We start from the raw sequence: 20,654 nt of genomic DNA, 5'->3' as shown, positions 1-20,654 counted from the left end.
GCTGAAAATGATTAACTATTTCTGGTTTACCCTTATAGGCATAAGCGCAATAGTTGGAGTCCTGACAGGGAGGATAGACCAGTTGAACCAGGCAATAATGAACGGTGCTAAAGATGCTGTGGAGATCTCCATTGGTCTCATTGGCATTATGGGGCTATGGCTTGGAATAATGAGGATAGCTGAACATTCTGGCCTTATAAATTTGCTTTCAAGAGCACTGTACCCTGTTCTGAAGCCGTTATTTAAAGAACTTCCTGAAGACAACATGGCAATGGGCGCCATGATAATGAACCTTTCAGCCAATACGCTTGGGCTGGGTAATGCAGCCACGCCTATGGGGATAAAGGCTATGGAAGAGCTTCAAAGATTGAATCCGGACAAAGAGTCTGCTTCGGACGCCATGTGCATGTTTCTGGTGCTTAATACAGAGTGCGTGCAGTTCATGCCGACCACCATGATAGCCATTAGAGCGGTAGAGGGGTCAAAAGACCCGGCCGCCATTGTTCTGCCCATCATGATTTCATCAATCACTGCTGCAGCTATGTCTGTTATTGTAACACTCCTTATAAGAATGGCATACAGGAGATACAAGGTATGAATAGCCTTTCAAGATATATTATTCCTTTACTGCTGGTTGGCATACCATTTATAGGTATTATTAAGGGGGTAAAGGTATATGAAGTATTTGTTGAGGGGGCAAAGGAGGGACTTAAGACTGTCGTCAATATACTGCCCTACCTTATTGCCATGTTAGTGGCGGTAAACATGTTCAGGGAATCGGGTGCTATGGAAATAGTAGTAGAAACCATTGGCAGATTAACCTCTGCTGCGGGTATTCCGGTAGAGTTATTGCCCCTGGCCATCTTAAGACCTCTCTCTGGCAGTGCCTCTCTTGGGATAGCCATGGACCTTATCAGGGAATATGGACCCGATTCATACATAGGTATACTGGCGTCCATGATATACGGTTCTTCTGAGGCTACCTTATATGTGCTTTCTGTGTACTTTGGAGCTATAGGTATAAAGAAGATGAGGTATGCCCTCCTTGCCGGCCTGGCCTCAGATGTAATAGGCATTCTTATTTCCTGCCTTATAGCCAGTTTACTCTTTTGAGATTATTAAATAATGGAGCTGCGGCCTGACCAGAATAGATATTGTGATACAAAAATATGATAAGCCCAAAATAGAAAAACCAGTTCTGTTAAATAAAAAGACATTCACCAGTATAACTATGAAGTCCAAATTATAATCCTGCAATGCTTAAGGAACAGGCCACAAAAATTATTGAAGAAGCTGGTGCGGTGTGATATATTAGTAATAACTGGAGGGGATTTAGTTGATTAGTGCAGAGGAGATAACCGATGCAGTGGCCGGGCTCTGTATGGAGGCTAACAGCAAGCTTCCAGAGGATGTCATGGAAGCCCTAAAGAAGTCTTTGGATGTTGAGGAGTCTGAACTGGGAAAGAGCATACTGCAGGAGATAATTGAAAATGATAATATTGCATACTGCGAGGGTGTGCCCATGTGCCAGGACACCGGGATGGCTACTGTGTTTGTAGAGCTGGGACAGGATGCCACAATCGTTGGGGGAAGCCTTACGGATGCTATAAACAGGGGGGTGTCTAAGGGCTACAGGGAGGGGTATCTCAGGAAATCTGTAGACAGAAAGCCGCTGTTTGAAAGGGTAAATACCGGCGACAATACCCCGGCGATTATTCACGTGGATGTGGTACCGGGCGATAAACTCCGCATAGTGGTAGCACCAAAGGGCGCAGGGAGTGAAAACATGTGTGCACTGAGGATGCTAAAACCTGCCGATGGTGTGGATGGGGTAAAAAGGTTTATATTAGATACAGTAAGGAATGCAGGAGGAAACCCATGCCCGCCCATTATCGTGGGCGTGGGTATAGGAGGCAATTTTGAGAAGGTAGCCTTGATGGCTAAGAAAGCGCTCTTGAGGTCGATTGGCAGCCGCAATTCGGACAGCAGGTATGCAGCCTTAGAGGAGGAGCTCTTAAAGATGATCAATGATACAGGAATAGGGCCTCAAGGGCTGGGGGGCAGGGTGACGGCCTTAGATGTCCATATTGAGTATATGCCTACGCATATTGCATCGCTACCGGTAGCCTGTGCCATTCAATGTCATGCGGCAAGGCATGGAGAGGTGATATTAGGATGAGAGAGGTCCATATCACCACTCCTCTGAGTGATGATACAGTAGAGAGGCTCATAGCCGGTGACAGGGTCTATATTACGGGAACAATATATACAGCGAGAGATGCAGCCCACGAGAGGATGATGGAGCTGATCGAGAAAGGAGAACCGCTTCCCTTTGATGTAAAGGGGCAGGTAATATATTATGCCGGACCGACGCCTCCAAGGCCAGGCCGGGTTATTGGTTCTGTAGGGCCTACCACAAGCGGCAGGATGGACAGCTACACACCAACCATGCTTGACATGGGACTTAAGGGCATGGTGGGCAAGGGTGAAAGGTCAAAGGGTGTCATAGAGTCCATGGTAAAAAACAGGGCTGTGTATATGGTGGCGGTTGGCGGTGCGGGTGCAAAGATAGCACGCTGTGTAAAAAGAAGCAGTATAATTGCCTTTAAGGACTTAGGCCCTGAGGCTGTCTACATGCTTGAGGTTGAAAACTTTCCTGCAATAGTTGCCATAGACTGTTATGGGAATAATCAGTACGAGATGGGTATTAAACAGTATGGGAGGCTTACAAAATGAAAAGATGGTCTTTGCTAATTTCAATGCTTTTAATTGCAGCTATAGTTGTGCCGGTATTTGCTGATACGGGTACAGGAGTGGAAAAGAGAAAGTTCATAAATATAGAAGTCAGGGAACCGGAATTCTATCCACCAGGGAAGACTGATTTTACAGCACCTGAGGATTATGTAAATGCGTTCTTTGATGCCCTGTATTATGCGACCAGTGCGCCTGATGGGTCTAAAGGACTGGAACCTTATGAGTATGCCTACGGTCTTTTAAGCGATTCGTATCAGAGCAGGTTAGGGTATAAGGACTTTGTAGATTCGTGGAAGGATACCGCCAATGTTGCAGTGATAAAGGTGATCCCGGCCGGTTTTGAAAAGACAGGCCAGTTTGTTTATCCGAGATATTTTTATGAGACTGTAAACACTGAGATAGATGGGGATAAGAGTGCCTTTGTGATATATAACGGGCTTGTAACACTGGAAAAATTTGAGACCGGTTATAAGATAAGGAGTCTGACTAAAGAACCGGAGGATATGGTATCCTATGTGAACAACAATGCCACATGGAGAAATAATCCATATCTTGTAGCGCTGACATTTATGGGCAATCCGGAGGAGTATAAGACGTCGGATGGTGAAAAGTATACTATCCTGGAGGACGATAGGGCCACAGTGCGGATTGCCGGCAGGTCAATTTATCTTGCAAAGCTTACAAATGGTACATGGAAGATTTTATACTGGGAGGACAATAAATAATATACGGAAGGTGGACATTGAATAATGGAGAGAAAAACCTATTATATTACAACGCCTATCTATTATCCAAGTGATAAACTTCATATAGGCCACACCTATACTACTGTGGCTGCGGATGCTCTGGCCAGGTTTAAGAGGATGACAGGCTATGACGTTATGTTTCTTACCGGGACGGATGAGCACGGCCAGAAGATTCAGCGTATAGCGGAAGACAAGGGGGTAAGCCCCAAGCAATATGTGGATGAGATTGTAAGTGGTATAAAGGCTCTCTGGAGGGTAATGGACATCTCTTACGATAAGTTCATCAGGACTACTGATGAGGAGCATGAAAAGATAGTCCAGACGATCTTTCAAAGGATGTATGACAAAGGGGACATATACAAGGGTGAATATAAGGGCTGGTACTGCACCCCATGTGAGTCTTTCTGGACAGAGACCCAGCTTGTAGACGGGAAGTGTCCGGACTGTGGCAGGCCTGTAGAAATGGTAAGTGAGGAAGCTTATTTTTTCAAGCTGTCCAACTATGCCGATAGACTTTTGAGGTATTATGAAGAAAATCCTGAGTTTATACAGCCTGTGTCAAGGAAAAACGAGATGATAAGCTTTATAAAGGCTGGCCTTGAGGACCTGTGCGTCTCAAGGACATCATTTGACTGGGGCATTAAGGTGCCTTTTGACCCTAAACATGTAATCTATGTGTGGGTAGATGCCCTGTCTAACTATATAACTGCTTTGGGTTATTCTACAGGCCATGATGAGGCATACAAGAAATACTGGCCAGCGGATGTGCACCTGGTGGGTAAGGAAATAGTGAGGTTCCACACAATCATATGGCCTGCAATGCTGATGTCTCTTGGTGAGCCGCTGCCTAAGAGGGTATTTGGGCATGGCTGGTTAGTCTTAGATGGTGGGAAGATGTCCAAATCAAAGGGCAATGTGGTGGACCCTCTCCTGCTTGTTGAGAAATATGGTGTAGATGCCATAAGGTATTACCTCTTAAGGGAGGTACCCTTTGGTGCTGATGGTGTATTCTCCAATGAGGCGCTGATAAAGAGGATAAATGCAGACCTGGCCAACGACCTGGGCAACCTTTTGAGCAGGACAGTCAAGATGGTGGAGGACTATTTTGGCGGTGTGGTGCCGCAGGCAGGGAACATTGAGGGGCTTGACAGGGAAGTGATTGAAATGGCCTTGTCCCTGCCTGCAAAGGTTGAGGATTGTATGGATACCCTGCAGATAAGCAATGCCCTCTCCGAGATATGGAAGCTTGTTGGCAGGATGAATAAATACATCGATGAGACTGCTCCATGGGTCCTTGCAAAGGATGAAAAAAAGAGGGAGAGGTTGGCTACAGTTCTGTATAACTCCTGCGAGGCCTTGAGGTATATAGCAGTGCTGCTAAAGCCATATCTGCCGAATACCTATGTCAAGATTTTAGAGCAGATTGGCCTGGCCGACGATGATATGGCCACATGGGATTCGTTAAAGCAATGGGGAGGTTTAAAGGCAGGTACCGTTGTAAAGCGCGGCAGTCCTATCTTCCCCAGGATTACCGATAATGTTGGTGTAAAGGGAGATAAAGGGCAGAACAATAAAGGGGAATATATTACCATAGACGACTTTTCAAAGGTAGAGCTGAGGGTGGCAGAGGTTGTTGGGGCGGAGAGGGTAGAAAAATCAGACAAGCTATTAAAGCTGAGACTCAAGGTTGATAATGAGGAAAGGACTGTGGTTTCCGGCATATCGAAGTATTATGCGCCAGAGGAGCTTATAGGTAAAAAGGTTATACTGGTAGCCAACCTGCAGCCGGTCAAGCTGTTTGGAATAGAGTCTCATGGTATGATTCTGGCGGCATCCAATGAAAACAGCCTCTCCATACTTACCGTAGACAGAGACATAGAAAGCGGTGTTAAGGTCAAGTGATAGACACCCATGCTCATTTGAATGAACAAGAGTTTGATGGCGATATAGATGAGGTGCTTGACAGGGCAAAAAGGACCGGGATTACGAACATTATCGTCCCGGGCTCTGATTTAGAGACCTCATACAGGTCTATAGAGCTTGCCGAAAGATATAGCATCATATCCCCGGCTTTGGGTATTCATCCCCACGACTCCAGCGATAGTATGGAAAAGCTTGATGTGCTTTCAGACATGGCAAGAGGACATAGACCTGCGGCAATAGGTGAGATAGGGCTTGACTATCACTATGACTTCTCACCGAGAGAGGTACAGAAGGCGGTATTCAGGGAACAGGTACGCATAGCAAAAAAGCTGGATTTACCTGTGATAGTCCACATAAGGGAATCATTTGAGGATGCGTACAGGATCATGGCAGAGGAAAGGTTAGAAAAGGGTGTGGTTCACTGCTTTTCTGAAGGTATAGATGAGATGAAAAAAATTTTGTCTCTGGGTCTTCTCATATCCTTCACAGGGATTATTACTTTCAAAAACCTGCCTGCGGGTCTTGCGGAAGTGGTGAGGTATGTACCGCAGGACAGATATATGATAGAGACTGATAGTCCGTATCTTACCCCTGTACCGTACAGGGGCAGGCGTAATGAGCCGTCATATTTGGCTAAGGTTGCCCAAAAGGTATCTGAAATAAGGGAAATCCCTGTCGATATGGTAATCGAGCAGACAGACACCAATGCAATACTCCTCTTTGAATTGAGGTGAGGTATTATTTCCTCACCTTTTTATATTGCACCACATATATTAATATAGAAGCTTTGATATTGGAGGTGTAGATATATGGATTATAACGGACAGGATCAATATATGCCCTATCCTTCACCAGTTATGCCTTATCCCGGTATGCCTATGCACGATATGATGATGGTCCATATGATTATGCAGGACCCGTTTTTCAGGTACTTTGCCATGGAGACGATTGAGCACCTTGTGGAAGAGGTGGTAGAGACATGCCAGCGCATGGGAATGCCCGGAATGATGCCTGGTATGCCGTGCATGCCAGGGATGCCCGGAATGCCCGGAATGATGCCTGGTATGCCAGGAATGATGCCCATGCCCGGTATGCCATGCATGCCGGGGATGCCTGCCTCACCGCCGCCACCATATAAGAAGGAAGAGTGAGAACCGGGTATTATACCCGGTTCTTTTAATGCCATGTATAAAATTAGCAGAATTAGCATATGATTGTTATATACCATATTATGTAAGAAAATTTGACAAATAAATATGGATATATTAAAATTAATTATCTCCCAAATATGAAAAATAGGAGGTTGATGTATGGAGACAAACTGTACAGGCAGTAAGAACTGGATAAGCTTACCCATACTTACTGCAGCAATAGTTTGCACTGTTGCCTTTGCCCTTTTTCTTGGGGTCATGTTTTTGGAAAAGGATGTAAAGGTCAGTGTGGATGGTACAGTCCAATCCTATAAGACTTATAAGACAACCGTAGGAGAGTTTTTGACTGAAAAGGGTATAGAACTTGGCCCGGAGGATAAGGTATATCCGGGCAGAGACATAAAGCTGAAAGATGGCATGACTGTAACTATAAATAAGGCTGTACCAATAATTTTGACGGACGGAGGTGTTACCAAGGAATTAAAGACCACTGAGAAGACCGTGGGGGATTTCCTTAAGGCCAGCAATATTGTGTTGGGAGATAGTGATAAGGTTTTCCCTGGCCTGACCGCTGCACTGGTGCCCTATGTTAATATCAAGATAACAAGGGTGACAGAAAAAACAGTTGTAGAGCAAAAAGAGATACCGTATGATGTTAGCAAAAGGGAAAACAGAAAAATGGACCAGGGTACCACGAAGGTGGTCCAGGAGGGTGAAAACGGCCTGGCCGAAGTAACCTACAGGGTTACATATGAGGATGGTAAAGAAAAGACAAGAGAGGTACTGGCAGAAAGGATAATAAAAGAGCCCCTGTCCAAGATCATAGAGGTGGGGACCCTGGGGGTTTTAAAGACATCCAGGGGAGATACCATCAGGTATACCAAGGTATTAACCATGACCGCTACCGCTTATGATGCAACCTATGAGAGCACAGGGAAAAAGCCCGGGGATAAGGGCTATGGCATAACATACAGCGGGATCCCTGTAAGAGAAGGTATTGTGGCGGTAGACCCCAGGGTGATACCTCTTGGGACCAAGCTGTATGTAGAAGGCTACGGATACGCCTTGGCTGCCGATACAGGTGGTGCTATCAAGGGTAACAGGATTGACCTTTATTATGATGACCCTAAAGTGGTAGCAAGGTTTGGCATTCAAAAACGTAAGGTGTATATACTGGCAGATTGAGAGGATTATCCCTCTCTTCTTTTTTAGGAGGTTTCTATGGAAAATACAAGGGAATTTACCATACGTGTATTGAGGAGGTATGAGGTCAGGACGAAAAAATCCCTTGGCCAGAATTTTCTTATTGATGATGGTGTTATCGACAGGATTATCTCTAACGTACCGGATGGCTCCACTGTCCTTGAGATTGGGCCGGGAACGGGCGCTCTTACCAGGAGGCTGGTGGAAAAGGCGGGCAGGGTTATAGCTGTGGAGATTGACAGTAAGCTCTGCGAGATATTAAAAGAAGAGATAGATTCTAAAAGGCTTGAGGTGGTAAATGAAGATTTTTTGGATATAGACTTGAATGAGGTGCTTGCTGAAAGGGCCATTGCGGTAGCCAATATACCATATTATATAACCTCGCCCATAATATCTAAGCTCCTTACTTCTGCAGATATGGTTGAAACAGCAGTCTTAATGATGCAGAGAGAGGTGGCGGAGAGGGTTGTGGCCAGGCCTGGTGGGAAGGAGTATGGTATATTGAGCATAGTTGCTGCGTTATACAGCGAACCGGAGATACTCTTCTATATACCTGAAAGTGCCTTTATCCCACCACCAAGGGTGGAGTCATGCGTAGTAAGGTTTAACAAGAGGAAGCGACACTTAAGAGTGAGTGAGAAAGACCTTTTAAGGGTCGTAAAGGTGGCGTTTAGCAAGAGGAGAAAGACTATAGTCAATACGCTGGCGAACCTTTTTAATGGTGATAAAGATGAGTTTAAAGAATATCTTAAAAAGGCAGGAATTGACCCAATGGCAAGGCCGGAGACGCTGGGCATAGAACAGTTTGAGGAAATAACGGGTATAATATTTAAAAAGTCATAAAGGCATGCCTCCTGGAATATATTTATATGGAAAATCCATAAATTCGGGGGTATGCCCATGGACAGTTATAAAAGGAGTTATATAACCCTAAATATACTTGACAGAGAGGGTACTAACGGTGGTACTGCAAAAGGATACGTAAAAGTAGAGAAAAGGGGAGAAAAAGGAGCAATCACATTCTATGTGGAGGGTCTGGAAAATAATCTGGAATATAGCGGGTTTATGATATCTATAAAAGACGAGTCCATAGAATATGTAGACTGTGGAGGCATAAGGATAGACTCCGGCGGTATAGGAAGTCTCAAAAAGACCTTTGATGCCAGCAATATAGACGGGAAGGGATTTGACATATACGAGATATCGGCGGTGGGACTGATTACTCCTGAACATAAAATACCGGTTATAGGTTACACCACGGAAGAAATCCCGGGGATAAGAGAAAGGATACTCAGTCGTTTTATGAAGTCAGAAGACTTAGAGAAGAAACAAACCATAAATATGACGGAGGGAAAAAATGAAGAAGAACCTCAGGAGAAGATTACAAAAGAGGATGAAGCAGCCATAAATGAGGTTGATGGACAGGACGAGGAGACCGTTACACCGATGCAGGAAGAGAACTCAGAAAAAAAGGGCCAGCTCGATGTAAACAGTTCAAAAGAGAGTCCGGCAAGGGAGGAACAGATAGAAGGGAGACCGGCAGAGACAAACTCAACGGGGGAAAAGTCAGTAACCCATAGAGAAAATACAGGATTAGGGGAAGGCGGATTTTTAGAAAATGCGGGTAATATTAATGAAGAGATAGATGGCTATATGGTCAGCCTCAAAAAATATGTTGGCAGTATAGTGAATTATCTGCAGGAGGTGAAACCTTTCGAGTGGGATTTACCCGGTTACAGGTGGTGGAGGATTGACCTTAGCTTTACAGACAGTGTTTATGACCACTATCTTGTTGGATTCTATTATGAGGGAGACACCGTCAAATATCTGGTATATGGGATGCCGGGACGTTTTTGCATACAGGAACAGCCATTTGGGGGTATGACCGGGTTTGTCTACTGGCAGCCGGTAAAGGGGCAGGAGAGGATATTTGGGGAAGATGGATACTGGCTTTTGCATATTGATGCGGCGACAGGGCGTATTGCGGTGCCGCTGATGCCAACGCCTCCTCCGCTGTTTTCATAGTTTTCACCATGCTTTCATGCATGTTTTTTTTATATTTTCTGTTATAATATATTTGTGACTATAATATTGGAGGTTGTACATATGAGTCCAGTAATACACATCCTGGGTCTCGGGCCCGGCAAAGGATACATCACTGTAGATACCCTGGAGGTTTTGAAAAAATCGGCGAGAGTATTCTTGAGGACAGAGGTACATCCCGGAGTGGAAGAGTTGAAGTCAATGGGGATTGTATACACATCCTTTGATGAGTGTTACAACACCCACGAATCTTTTGAAGGGGTCTATGAGGAGATAGTAGAGAGGCTGCTCTCCTATGCTGAAGAATACGTGGAAATATCTTATGCTGTCCCTGGCAGTCCGATGGTAGATGAAAAGACAGTGGAAAAACTCATTGATAGGGCGGCGGATATGGGAATTGAACTGGACATCAGGCCGGGCATGAGCTTCATAGACGCTATGGCTGCCGAACTCAGGTTTGACCTTAGAAATATTATGCTTTTAGATGCCACTGATTTTGAACCTTACAGTATAGATACATCCTTAGGGGTCATAATATCCCAGGTATATGATAAATTTATTGCTTCAGAAGTAAAGATTAAACTTTCAAGAGTTTATGACGATAATACATTAGTAACAGTAATATCAGGGGCAGGCAATGGGGATATGATGAGAAAGGTGGAGATTCCGCTATATCAATTGGACAGGATTGAATGGATTGACCACCTCACCTCAGTCTATATAAGACCCATGGGATTTGAAGACAGGGAGAGGCATGGCTTTGAAGATTTTAAGTACATAATGGACAGGCTACGAAGGGATTGCCCATGGGATAAGAAACAGACCCATGAGAGCCTAAGGCAGTATCTTCTGGAGGAGACCTACGAGGTTTTAGAAGCCATTGACCTCGATGATGACGAAAAATTGATGGAAGAGCTGGGAGACCTGATGCTTCAAATATTTTTCCATGCAAAGATAGCTGAGGAGAAGGGGAACTTTGACATCTATGACGTGGTGGACAGAGTGAGCAAGAAAATGATATTGAGGCATCCACATGTATTTGGAGATGTGAAGGTCAGCTCATCGGATGATGTGCTTAAAAATTGGGCAAAAATAAAGAAAGAGGAAAAGAGGCAGAAGACCCAGACGGAGGTGATGGAGAGTATTCCCCACAATTTGCCGGCCCTGATGCTTTCCTGCAAGGTGCAGGACAAGGCAGCAGAGGTGGGATTTGACTGGGACGACGTAGATGGAGCGATGGAAAAGGTATATGAAGAGATGGAAGAGCTGAGGGAGGTGTATAAGGGCACAGACACAGACAGGATGGAGGAAGAGCTGGGAGACCTGCTTTTTGCTGTTGTCAATGTGGCAAGGTTTTTAAACATACAGCCTGAGCTTGCGCTCAAGAGGACAGCGGATAAATTTATATCAAGGTTTTGTTATATTGAAAAGGCAGCAGAAAGAAAAAACCAGAGATTACAGGATATGTCTCTTGACGATATGAATGTTCTCTGGGAAGAGGCAAAAGTGAATAAAACAGGTAAAAAAAATCAAAAATAACTCTATAAAAAGAAGGATTTTCAGGATTTATGCAGAATATGCTAATAGGAAGCAAATGAAGAGGAGGTATATTGATGAACAAAGCTGATCTGGTAACAAAAGTTGCAGAGAAAAGTGACCTTACTAAAAAGGATGCTGAAAAGGCTATTAATGCATTTGTTGATGCCGTGACAGAAGCATTGAGCCAGGGGGACAAGGTTCAGCTGGTTGGTTTTGGTACCTTTGAAGTAAGGGAGAGAGCAGAGCGCAAGGGTAGAAATCCTCAGACCAGAGAGGAGATAACCATTCCAGCTTCAAAGGCTCCGGTGTTTAAAGCCGGAAAGGCTCTAAAAGACATGATAAATCAATAAGTTATGAAAACAAAGGGAGGGGAGTTGCCCCTCCTTTGTTTTTGCATATTTTCGGCTGGACCTCAAATAATATTTATAGAAGGGAGGTCCGAGATTTAAATTGAAAAGACTTTTAATGTGTATTTTGCTGGTCTTAATGATTGTATCAACAGCCTGTGCTCCTGTCGCCAGGAGGTTACAGCAGGTTCAAAAACCGCCAATACCCGAAAAAATAAGCAGAGGGGAAGATAAAGAACCTGTACTCAAGGTATACGTCAAACAGGCAGGAAAAGTGGAAGAAATGCCCGTTGAAGACTATGTCATGGGTACTGTTGCAGGAGAGATAAAAAATGACTGGCCTATGGCGGCACTGAAGGCTCAGGCTATTTTGGCGAGGACCTATGTGCTGGACTTTGTAAATACCAAGAAGTCTAAATATGAAGGTGCTGACATATCCACTGATTTTGAAGAGGCTCAGGCATGGAATGAGGCCAATATAAACGACAGGATAAAAAGGGCTGTCAGCGATACCAGGGGAGAGGTGGCTGTATATAGGGGTAATTACATCAAGGCCTGGTTTTTCTCCCATGCCGGTGGTATGACTGCCACAGCCAAGGAAGGTTTAAACTATAAAGGAGAGAATCCTCCTTATATACAGGTGGTAAAATCTCCCGAGACACCCAGGGCAAAGCCAGAAGACGCAGAGTGGACGGCATCATTCAGTAAACAGGAGGTGCTGGATGCACTCAGCAAGATGGGGGCAGGAGTAAGTGATTTTACTGAGGTAAGGGTTGCGGCGAGGGGTCCTTCGGGGCGCGCCACAGTCCTCAGCTTTGATGGGGTGCCTGTAAATGCTCCGGATTTCAGGGTAGCCATTGGCAGTGGGAAGATGAGGTCAACGCTCTTGGAGAGCCTGAGGTTTGATGGCAACACTCTTACAATGAGAGGGAAAGGATTTGGTCACGGTGTAGGTATGTCCCAGTGGGGAGCATATGGCCTGGCCGAGCAGGGGAAAACAGCAGAGGAGATAATAAAGTATTATTTTAAAGGAGTGGATATCGTAAGGATGTGGGAATGAGGCCTGGCCAACTGGGCCTCTTTTGATTTTTTATAAAATCTATTGCATATTAATAAAATATGATGTATAATAATACAAAATAACGTAACTGGAGGTTTTGTTTATGGAAAAGATTGTACTTGCGTATTCTGGTGGGCTGGATACATCGGTAATAATACCATGGCTTAAGGATAACTATGAGTGTGAAATCATAGCGGTGTGTGTGGACGTGGGCCAGGGGGAAGAGCTCACAGGCCTCAAGGAAAAGGGTATAAACTCCGGGGCCAGCAAGGTTTACATCATTGATGCCAAAGAAGAGCTTGTGAAGGAATATATATACCCTACCATGAAGGCCGGAGCGATTTATGAAAATGAATATTTATTAGGCACATCCTTTGCAAGGCCTCTTATAGCCAAAAAACTTGTAGAGGTTGCGCATAAGGAGGGTGCTACGGCCATAGCCCATGGAGCTACCGGTAAGGGTAATGACCAGGTAAGGTTTGAGGTCTCTATAAAGGCGCTGGACCCCAATATGAAGATAATAGCTCCATGGAGGATATGGGAACTTAAGTCCAGGGAAGATGAGATAGACTATGCGGTTAAAAAGGGTGTAAAGGTGACAGCCACGAAGGACAAGATATACAGTATGGATAGAAATATCTGGCACCTGAGTCATGAGGGCGGTGATTTAGAGGACCCATGGAATGAGCATAATCCTGATATGTATGAGATGACGGCAAAACTGGATGAAACCCCTGATGAGCCTGAGTATGTTATACTGGAGTTTGAAAGGGGCGTACCGGTAAGTGTAAACGGAAAGAAATACAGTCCATTGGGACTTATAGAAAAGTTAAACGAGATAGGTGGAAGGCATGGGGTGGGCATTGTAGATGTGGTTGAAAACAGACTGGTGGGTATGAAGTCAAGAGGTGTATATGAAACACCCGGCGGGACACTGCTATACAAGGCCCATGAGGCTTTAGAGCACCTCTGTCTGGATAAGGACACGTATCACTTTAAAGGGTATGTAGCTCAGAAGTATGCTGAGCTGGTATACAATGGCCTATGGTTTTCTCCTTTAAAGAAGGCGTTGGACGCATTTGTGGATAAGACCCAGGAGAATGTGACAGGAATGGTAAAACTGAAGCTGTATAAGGGCAATGTAATCATGGCGGGCTCATACTCCCCATATTCGCTCTATGACAAAGACTATGCTACGTTTGGTGAGGATGAGGTATACAATCAGAGGGACGCAGATGGTTTTATCAACCTCTTTGGCCTGCCGCTTAAAATCGGAGCCATGGTGGAGAAAAAGAATGCGGGTAAGGAGCTGGCTGTATGAAGCTCTGGGGTGGTAGATTTATAAAAGAAGAGGATAGACTTATGGAGGAGTTTAATTCCTCCATAAATTTTGATATAAGGCTTTTTAAAGAGGATATAGAGGGGAGCATCGGCCAGGCCTATGCCCTTAAGAAAGCGGGGATACTGGGGGAGGATGAACTCAATAAGGTGATATGCTCCTTAAATGAGATATATAAGGAGTTTGAATTTGGGAAAATTAAGGTGGATAATAGCTATGAGGATGTCCACTCCTTAGTAGAGTCCCTTTTGTATGAAAGGATAGGGGATACGGCCTATAAACTCCATACCGGAAGGAGCAGAAACGACCAGGTAGCCACGGACATGGTTATGTATGTGAAAAAAGAGATAAGGGTTATATCAGCACAGCTCATAAGTCTTTTAGAAGCCATTATGGATAATGCGAGAAAGTATGAAGACATTATTCTGCCAGGTTATACCCATCTTCAGAGGGCACAGCCTATACTCCTGGCCCATTACTTTATGGCATACTTTGAAATGTTCAAAAGGGATTATATGCGCTTTAAGGATACATTAGAGAGGATTGACATCATGCCTTTAGGGTCCGGGGCATTGGCCGGGAGTACCTTTCCGCTTGATAGGGAATACGAGGCTGAGGTTCTTGGCTTTAAAGACATATCATTGAACAGCATGGATGCTGTCTCCAACAGGGACTTTTGCCTGGAGACAATCTTCAATTGTGCGCTTACCATGATGCACATGTCCAGGATATCTGAAGAGCTTGTCCTCTGGTGTACAAAGGAATTCAACTTTATCGAAATAGATGAGGCGTATTCAACAGGTAGCAGCATGATGCCGCAGAAGAAAAATCCTGATTCGCTTGAACTTGTAAGGGGTAAGACGGGCAGGGTATATGGCGACCTCATGTCTCTTTTGACAACCATGAAGGGATTGCCACTGGCATATAACAAGGACATGCAGGAGGACAAAGAGCCTACCTTTGATGCTGTGGATACAGTGAAGATGTGCATATCCATACTGGAAAGGGTGATATCCACCATAAAGGTGAACGGTGAAAATATGTTTATGGCATGTAAGGAAGGCTATCTCAACGCCACTGACATGGCGGACTATTTAGCAGAAAAGGGGATTCCATTCCGTATGGCCCATGGGATTGTGGGGAATGTAATCAGATACTGTGAGGAAAAGGGGAAGGCACTGGACGAACTGAGCCTTGAGGAACTCAAAGAGTTTTCTGACGTTTTTTCAGACGACGTGTATATTGCCATAGATATAGGTAACTCCATAAACAGAAAACTCACTATCGGCTCCACGTCTCGAGAGATGGTAGAAGAGGCCATGAAGATTGAAGAGGAATGGCTGAAAGTAGAGAGAAACATGTTTATCGTATAAGGTTCAGCGTAATATATCCCTCGTTCAGCTCGATGGACTCTACCTTAAGGCCAAAGGGGAGTGGCGGGAGTGTAAGGCGAAGCTCTGTAGAGCTTAGTATTTTTTTCATTTCATCGTTCTGTATAATAATGCCGCCTAAGGTAAGCCTGTCGGGGATGAAGTCTATGGCACTGCTGTTGGTAAGCCTCATCTCGCCCTCCAGGCTAAAGTTTGAGAGCTTATCTGATGATGGCCCCTCAATGACAAAGCCGGTCCCGGTCAGATGCAGGTCCATCTCTTTCAACATTTCATCACTGCGTATGATATCCTCAATAGACTTTTCATCAATGACGGCCGATGCACCGTTAAGCTTGGAGTTTACCGTTACAGAGGATGGCACGATGTTTTTCCATGGCAGGTCGGATAGATGAGACATCAGATAGGTTAACGACTCAAACCTCTGCAGCAGGCTTTCACCCTGTTCTATCTGCTCTTTTACATTTTCGTCGGTAAGGGCCATCTGATATAACCTTTGTTTTTCTGAGAGCAGTTTTTGAATGTTATCTATAGTAGACTGCAGGTCATTCCTGGTAGACTCGAGCTCTTTCCGTTTTGATGCAAGGTCTGAAGAAAGGCGCTCTTTATCTGCTTTAAGGGATTTCAACCTGTTTAAAAAGTCAAGGTAATACCCTTGTATGCTCTCTATGTAATATATACGGCTAAAAAGATCTGACATGTCCTCGGAGTTTAGTATTACCTCAAGCAGGCTTATGTTTCCGTCTATATATAAAAATCTGTACCAGTATCTCAGCTTATCCCTGCTGACACTCATATTGGCGTCTATGCCCTTCTCTTCTTCTTTTAAAGATTTTATCTCTCTATTTATCGCTTCAATATCCATGTTAAGGTCCTCCAGTTTTTTTTGACTGGATGAAAGGGATATCTCGAGAGATATAATTTCCTGGGCAATGTTCTCTGGAGATGAGTAAACATATACGGGTATCGAAAAAAGCAAAACTGAGATAATCAAAACTGTGAGATATAGTTTCCTCAACATAATATCACCCACATAATAAATACCACAAATATCCTGAAAATCCTTCATGTAGATTTTTTTGCTGTGATAAAAGCACATGCCAGATGAAGAGCAGGGTGCGGGATCTTATTTTTTTACTGAATATATGCTATAATTTTAGCAGATATTTGACGAAAGGGGTATTATATGGGGAGACTATTTGGAACAGATGGTGTTAGAGGAGTGGCAAATGATGAGCTCTCTTTAGAGCTGGCGTATAAGCTGGGGGAGACCGTTACATATACATTAAAGAAGGAAAATGATAAAAAACCGGCCATAGCAGTAGGAAGGGATACAAGGGTATCGGGAGATATGCTGGAGGCAGCACTTATGGCCGGCATTATGGCAGGTGGTGGAGATGTCTATTACTTGGGCGTAATACCTACACCGGCAGTGGCATACCTTACCAGGCACTATGGGGCGGATGCGGGGGCTGTCATTTCGGCCTCTCACAATCCTATGGAGTTTAATGGTATTAAGTTTTTCAATGGGGACGGGTTTAAGCTCCCCGATGAGGTTGAGGACGACATAGAGGCCGGGCTGGAGAAAAACGGGTGCTGCAGACCAACAGGCATGGAAATCGGCAGAAGGTATGACATGAAAGATGCTGAAGAGGTGTACATAGATTTCTTGAAGAGTGTGGAAGAACTAGACATTAAAGGTATGAAGATTGCCATAGACAGTGCCAATGGGGCAAGCTACAGGGTGGCACCAGCGCTTTTCAGGACACTGGGTGCTGAGGTTAGGGTGATAAACAATGTCCCCACAGGGTTTAATATAAACCATGGGTGCGGCTCTACCCATATTGAGGCGTTGCAGGAATACGTGAGAGAGACCGGGGCTGACATCGGCCTGGCCTTTGATGGCGATGCCGACCGGCTTATAGCTGTTGATGAAAAAGGGAATGAGGTAAACGGCGACAGGATAATGGCCATATGTGGTTTAGACCTGAAAGAGAGGGGGCTTTTAAGTAAGGATACTGTTGTGGCCACTGTTATGAGCAACCTTGGGCTGGAGGTGGCATTGAAAGAACATGGCATTAAGCTCATCCGGACAAGGGTAGGGGACAGATACGTCCTCGAAGAGATGAAAAGACATGGCTATTCCATTGGCGGTGAACAGTCGGGGCACATAATATTTTTAGAATCCTCCACAACGGGTGATGGCCTGATTACTGCCATGAAGCTTTTAGGGGCATTAAAGAGGAGAGGGAGAACCCTTTCGGAGCTGGCTGGTATGGTACCTGATTTTCCACAGGTGCTCGTCAATGCCAGGGTTGCAAATAACAAAAAGGAATTCTATGTTGAAGATGAGGTTATATTGAGCGAAATCAGGAGGATAGAAGCACATTTTGATGACAGGGGTAGGGTGGTAATAAGGCCTTCAGGTACGGAACCACTGGTCAGGGTCATGATAGAGGGAGATAATTTGGAGGAGGTGAAGAGGGAAGCCGAGGGCCTGGCCAGGCTGATTGAAGAACGGCTTTCCTGAAAATGTTAAAAAGAGAGGACATTGAAAAATACATCCAGGATAGTGACATAGATGCATCCATATACATCAAATCAATGAGGGGAGATTTTGAGTTTAAGCATAAGGAGACCAGGGTTATGCCATCTGCCAGCCTTATCAAGCTCCCGATGATGGCCTGCATATATGATCTGGCCTATGATGACAGGTTGGATATGGAACAGAAATTAAAACCCAGAAGAGAGCAGATAGTCGCCGGGAGTGGTGTGATAAAGGATCTGCATGCAGATATAGAGTATTCCATACGTGACCTTACATATCTTATGATAACTGTAAGCGATAATACCGCAGCCAATATACTCATAGACTATCTCGGCATGGACAGAATAAACGATGAAATCGAGAAGCTGGGTATGAAGGACACAGTCTTAAGACGGTACATGATGGACTCTGCAGCCAGGGCAGCGGGCATAGAGAATCTTACCACTGTTTTGGATATGGGACTTTTCTTTGAAAAGCTGTATGATGGGGATGTAGTAAACTATTTAGCATCCCGTGAGATGACCGATATACTAAAGGCCCAGAGGTTCAATGTCATGGACTATTACCTTCCAAAGAGGTATAAGGTTGCCCATAAGACCGGTTCATTGGAAGGATATGAACATGACTGCGGTATCATATTCAGTCAGGAAGATGATGTGATAGTGTGTGTGATGACTTCGGGTTTTAAAAATGACTATGAAGGCATAGACTATATAAAAGGATTGGCTAAAATCATCGTATCCTGAAATAAGTCAGCCCTGCATCAGGAAGGGAGACCCTGTGCAGGGCCTTTATCACATGTTATAGCCATATAAATACACCAAGGGTTATACTACGAATGCTGCATGGAGGGCAAGGACTGCCTTTTCTGTATCCTCCTTTTTTACAAGGCACGTTACAGCATCGCCATGGTCCTGAGTCTGTATGGGCTCTATACGTTTATTCATTAACGTTTTAACCATTCTGGTAAGCAAATTATCATTCCCTCTCTGTACACCTGTAATCATGGATACCCTGCTGCAGTTTTCAATGGTATTACACCCTATATCATATTCTATAAGAATATCTTTTAACTTTTCCACATCCCTTTCTCTTACTGTAAATATTAAATTAAATGGTAAAATATCTATAGTTTCGAGACAAATATTCCTTTCCTCCAGCTCATTGAATATCTCACTATAGAGTTGCTTTCTATTGTCAGACAGGGTAAGGTCTATGCGGGTTAGCGAAGTCATGTGAGATATGCCCACGACCTCCTTGCATAAGGACCCGCAGGTTATGGTTGTGCCTTCATCATCTCCCCTGATGTTTTTTACTATCAGAGGGATATTTGCCCTCATGGCTATCTCTACAGATTTAGGATGTATCACCTTTGTACCCCGTCTGGCCAGCCTTAAAATATCTAAATAGTTGGCAGTCTTTAATACCTTTGCCTCAGGCACTATCCGCGGGTCTGCAGTAAATATACCGTCTACATCGGTATATATTTCCACCTTTTCGGCCTTCAATGCTTCACCAAGCAACGAAGCCGTTATATCGCTTCCGCCTCTTCCCAGAGTTGTGGTCTCTCCATCTGAGGTAATACCAATAAATCCAGTAACTACAGGGATATATCCTTCGCTCAACAGTGCAAGGAGATTATCAGGTATTACCATTATGACACCGGCATTGCCAAAATTGTCGTCGGTCAGGACGCCGGCCTGGCCGCCTGTGAGAGCAATAGCTTTAAATCCAGCTCTCCTCAGACAGCCTGCCATAACCACACTGGATATTACCTCGCCGCAGGACATGATCAGGTCTAAGTCCCTTGATGGCACATCATCGCATGTTTCTTCAGCCAGTCTTATCAATGTATCGGTTGCATACGGGTCCCCATTGCGGCCCATGGCAGATACAACCACTACCGGCATGTAACCGCTGTTTACAGCGTCAGCAACTCTTTTGACGCATAGATCCCTTGATACAACTGAGGTACCACCAAACTTCTGGACCAGTATTTTACCATTTGTCATATATAACGCCTACCTTGCCATGATGATAGGTTGCAGTTGTCTGCCGTTTAAAGCCTCAATGATGGTTGCCTCAATCAACTCCATCCTTGCAACTATTGATCTGGGTTTGCCCAGGGGGTCATCCTGGGCAAAGGGGACAAAATATATGTTTTTCACATTCAGAAGTCTGCCAAGGTTCATGGCATTCATACCGAGGCCATCATTGCTAGATACTGCAATCACCACAGGCCTCAAGTTTCTCAGATGTGCCTTGCAGGCCATAAGCACGGTAGTGTCGGTGATGGAATTGGCCAGTTTGGCCAGGGTATTTCCCGTGCATGGTGCCACCACTATGCAGTCAAAAAGTTTTTTAGGTCCGATTGGCTCCGCTTCTGCCATACTCATAATGGGCTTTTTACCGGTTATTGCGGTAAGCTTTTCAATCAGTTCGTCAGCCTTTCCAAAACGGGTGTCTGTCCTGGAAGTATTCTCCGATAGTATGGTCGTCACATCGGAGCCCTTAGAAACCAACTTTTCAATCTCAGGCAGTACCTTGTCAAAGGTACAGTAAGACCCTGTAAGAGCAAAACCTATCCTGAGGTCTATCACATCCATTGAAATT

The 20,654-nt window shown here is 44.6% G+C and carries 21 protein-coding genes; 18 read left to right on the top strand and 3 right to left on the bottom strand.

Annotation, left to right across the window (positions count from 1 at the left end):
• The first annotated feature begins 7 nt into the window (after positions 1-7).
• From FWJ32_RS06480 to argH, 16 genes are all read left to right on the top strand, one after another.
• Positions 8-598, top strand: coding sequence for a nucleoside recognition domain-containing protein (locus tag FWJ32_RS06480; protein WP_149545149.1), 591 nt, complete (start codon positions 8-10; stop codon positions 596-598).
• On the top strand, positions 595-1,113 hold the full coding sequence (locus tag FWJ32_RS06475) for a spore maturation protein (RefSeq protein ID WP_275266272.1): 519 nt from the start codon (positions 595-597) through the stop codon (positions 1,111-1,113). The genes FWJ32_RS06480 and FWJ32_RS06475 overlap by 4 nt, the downstream gene beginning before the upstream one ends.
• Positions 1,114-1,381: 268 nt before the next feature.
• Complete coding sequence (locus FWJ32_RS06470) at positions 1,382-2,179, top strand: fumarate hydratase (RefSeq protein WP_149545208.1); 798 nt, start codon at positions 1,382-1,384, stop codon at positions 2,177-2,179.
• Positions 2,176-2,736, top strand: a complete 561-nt coding sequence (locus FWJ32_RS06465; RefSeq protein WP_149545147.1) for a Fe-S-containing hydro-lyase — start codon at positions 2,176-2,178, stop codon at positions 2,734-2,736. The genes FWJ32_RS06470 and FWJ32_RS06465 overlap by 4 nt, the downstream gene beginning before the upstream one ends.
• Positions 2,733-3,479 carry a hypothetical protein gene (locus FWJ32_RS06460; RefSeq protein WP_149545146.1) on the top strand — a complete coding sequence of 249 codons (747 nt, stop codon included), beginning with the start codon at positions 2,733-2,735 and terminating at the stop codon, positions 3,477-3,479. Before FWJ32_RS06465 ends, FWJ32_RS06460 begins: the two co-directional genes overlap by 4 nt.
• A 24-nt stretch (positions 3,480-3,503) precedes the next feature.
• The gene (gene metG / locus FWJ32_RS06455) at positions 3,504-5,402 is read left to right on the top strand and encodes a methionine--tRNA ligase (RefSeq protein ID WP_149545145.1); all 1,899 of its coding nucleotides are present in this window, start codon (positions 3,504-3,506) and stop codon (positions 5,400-5,402) included.
• Entirely contained in the window at positions 5,399-6,157 is a 759-nt protein-coding gene (locus FWJ32_RS06450) for a TatD family hydrolase (RefSeq protein ID WP_149545144.1), read from the top strand. Before metG ends, FWJ32_RS06450 begins: the two co-directional genes overlap by 4 nt.
• 75 nt (positions 6,158-6,232) lie before the next feature.
• Positions 6,233-6,574 (top strand): hypothetical protein, encoded by a 342-nt coding sequence (locus FWJ32_RS13475; protein ID WP_203227616.1) that lies wholly within the window; start codon positions 6,233-6,235, stop codon positions 6,572-6,574.
• A 159-nt stretch (positions 6,575-6,733) separates the two neighbouring features.
• The gene (locus FWJ32_RS06440) at positions 6,734-7,759 is read left to right on the top strand and encodes a ubiquitin-like domain-containing protein (RefSeq protein ID WP_149545143.1); all 1,026 of its coding nucleotides are present in this window, start codon (positions 6,734-6,736) and stop codon (positions 7,757-7,759) included.
• 36 nt (positions 7,760-7,795) lie between these two features.
• Positions 7,796-8,620, top strand: a complete 825-nt coding sequence (rsmA, locus tag FWJ32_RS06435; RefSeq protein ID WP_149545142.1) for a 16S rRNA (adenine(1518)-N(6)/adenine(1519)-N(6))-dimethyltransferase RsmA — start codon at positions 7,796-7,798, stop codon at positions 8,618-8,620.
• A 57-nt stretch (positions 8,621-8,677) separates the two neighbouring features.
• The gene (locus tag FWJ32_RS06430; RefSeq protein ID WP_149545141.1) at positions 8,678-9,802 is read left to right on the top strand and encodes a hypothetical protein; all 1,125 of its coding nucleotides are present in this window, start codon (positions 8,678-8,680) and stop codon (positions 9,800-9,802) included.
• A gap of 81 nt (positions 9,803-9,883) precedes the next feature.
• On the top strand, positions 9,884-11,359 hold the full coding sequence (gene yabN / locus FWJ32_RS06425) for a bifunctional methyltransferase/pyrophosphohydrolase YabN (RefSeq protein ID WP_149545140.1): 1,476 nt from the start codon (positions 9,884-9,886) through the stop codon (positions 11,357-11,359).
• Between the two features lie 74 nt (positions 11,360-11,433).
• Entirely contained in the window at positions 11,434-11,709 is a 276-nt protein-coding gene (locus FWJ32_RS06420) for an HU family DNA-binding protein (protein ID WP_149545139.1), read from the top strand.
• A gap of 100 nt (positions 11,710-11,809) precedes the next feature.
• A complete protein-coding gene (locus FWJ32_RS06415) occupies positions 11,810-12,766 on the top strand; it encodes a SpoIID/LytB domain-containing protein (RefSeq protein ID WP_238988814.1) in 957 nt (318 codons plus the stop codon).
• A gap of 103 nt (positions 12,767-12,869) precedes the next feature.
• Positions 12,870-14,087 (top strand): argininosuccinate synthase, encoded by a 1,218-nt coding sequence (locus FWJ32_RS06410; RefSeq protein WP_149545138.1) that lies wholly within the window; start codon positions 12,870-12,872, stop codon positions 14,085-14,087.
• The gene (argH, locus tag FWJ32_RS06405) at positions 14,084-15,478 is read left to right on the top strand and encodes an argininosuccinate lyase (RefSeq protein ID WP_149545137.1); all 1,395 of its coding nucleotides are present in this window, start codon (positions 14,084-14,086) and stop codon (positions 15,476-15,478) included. The genes FWJ32_RS06410 and argH overlap by 4 nt, the downstream gene beginning before the upstream one ends.
• Here the strand turns inward: argH and FWJ32_RS06400 are convergent.
• Positions 15,468-16,511, bottom strand: a complete 1,044-nt coding sequence (locus FWJ32_RS06400) for a coiled-coil domain-containing protein (protein WP_203227614.1) — start codon at positions 16,509-16,511, stop codon at positions 15,468-15,470. The two genes, argH and FWJ32_RS06400, sit on opposite strands and share 11 nt — an antisense overlap.
• Before the next feature lie 168 nt (positions 16,512-16,679).
• Here FWJ32_RS06400 and glmM point away from each other — a divergent pair, with 168 nt between their 5' ends.
• Together glmM and FWJ32_RS06390 are read left to right on the top strand one after the other, a co-directional pair.
• Complete coding sequence (gene glmM, locus FWJ32_RS06395; protein WP_149545135.1) at positions 16,680-18,023, top strand: phosphoglucosamine mutase; 1,344 nt, start codon at positions 16,680-16,682, stop codon at positions 18,021-18,023.
• Positions 18,024-18,025: 2 nt separating this feature from the next.
• Entirely contained in the window at positions 18,026-18,787 is a 762-nt protein-coding gene (locus FWJ32_RS06390) for a serine hydrolase (protein WP_149545134.1), read from the top strand.
• A gap of 81 nt (positions 18,788-18,868) precedes the next feature.
• Here FWJ32_RS06390 and FWJ32_RS06385 read toward each other — a convergent pair whose 3' ends face one another.
• Both FWJ32_RS06385 and FWJ32_RS06380 read right to left on the bottom strand, forming a co-directional pair.
• Positions 18,869-20,053, bottom strand: a complete 1,185-nt coding sequence (locus FWJ32_RS06385) for an aspartate kinase (RefSeq protein WP_149545133.1) — start codon at positions 20,051-20,053, stop codon at positions 18,869-18,871.
• A 9-nt stretch (positions 20,054-20,062) separates the two neighbouring features.
• A complete protein-coding gene (locus tag FWJ32_RS06380; protein WP_149545132.1) occupies positions 20,063-20,647 on the bottom strand; it encodes a dipicolinate synthase subunit B in 585 nt (194 codons plus the stop codon).
• Positions 20,648-20,654 lie beyond the last annotated feature (7 nt).

Source organism: Calorimonas adulescens (assembly GCF_008274215.1).
Lineage (GTDB): Bacteria > Bacillota > Thermoanaerobacteria > Thermoanaerobacterales > UBA4877 > Calorimonas > Calorimonas adulescens.
Note: the sequence above shows the minus strand (reverse complement) of the source record. Positions and strands in the feature narration are given on the sequence as shown.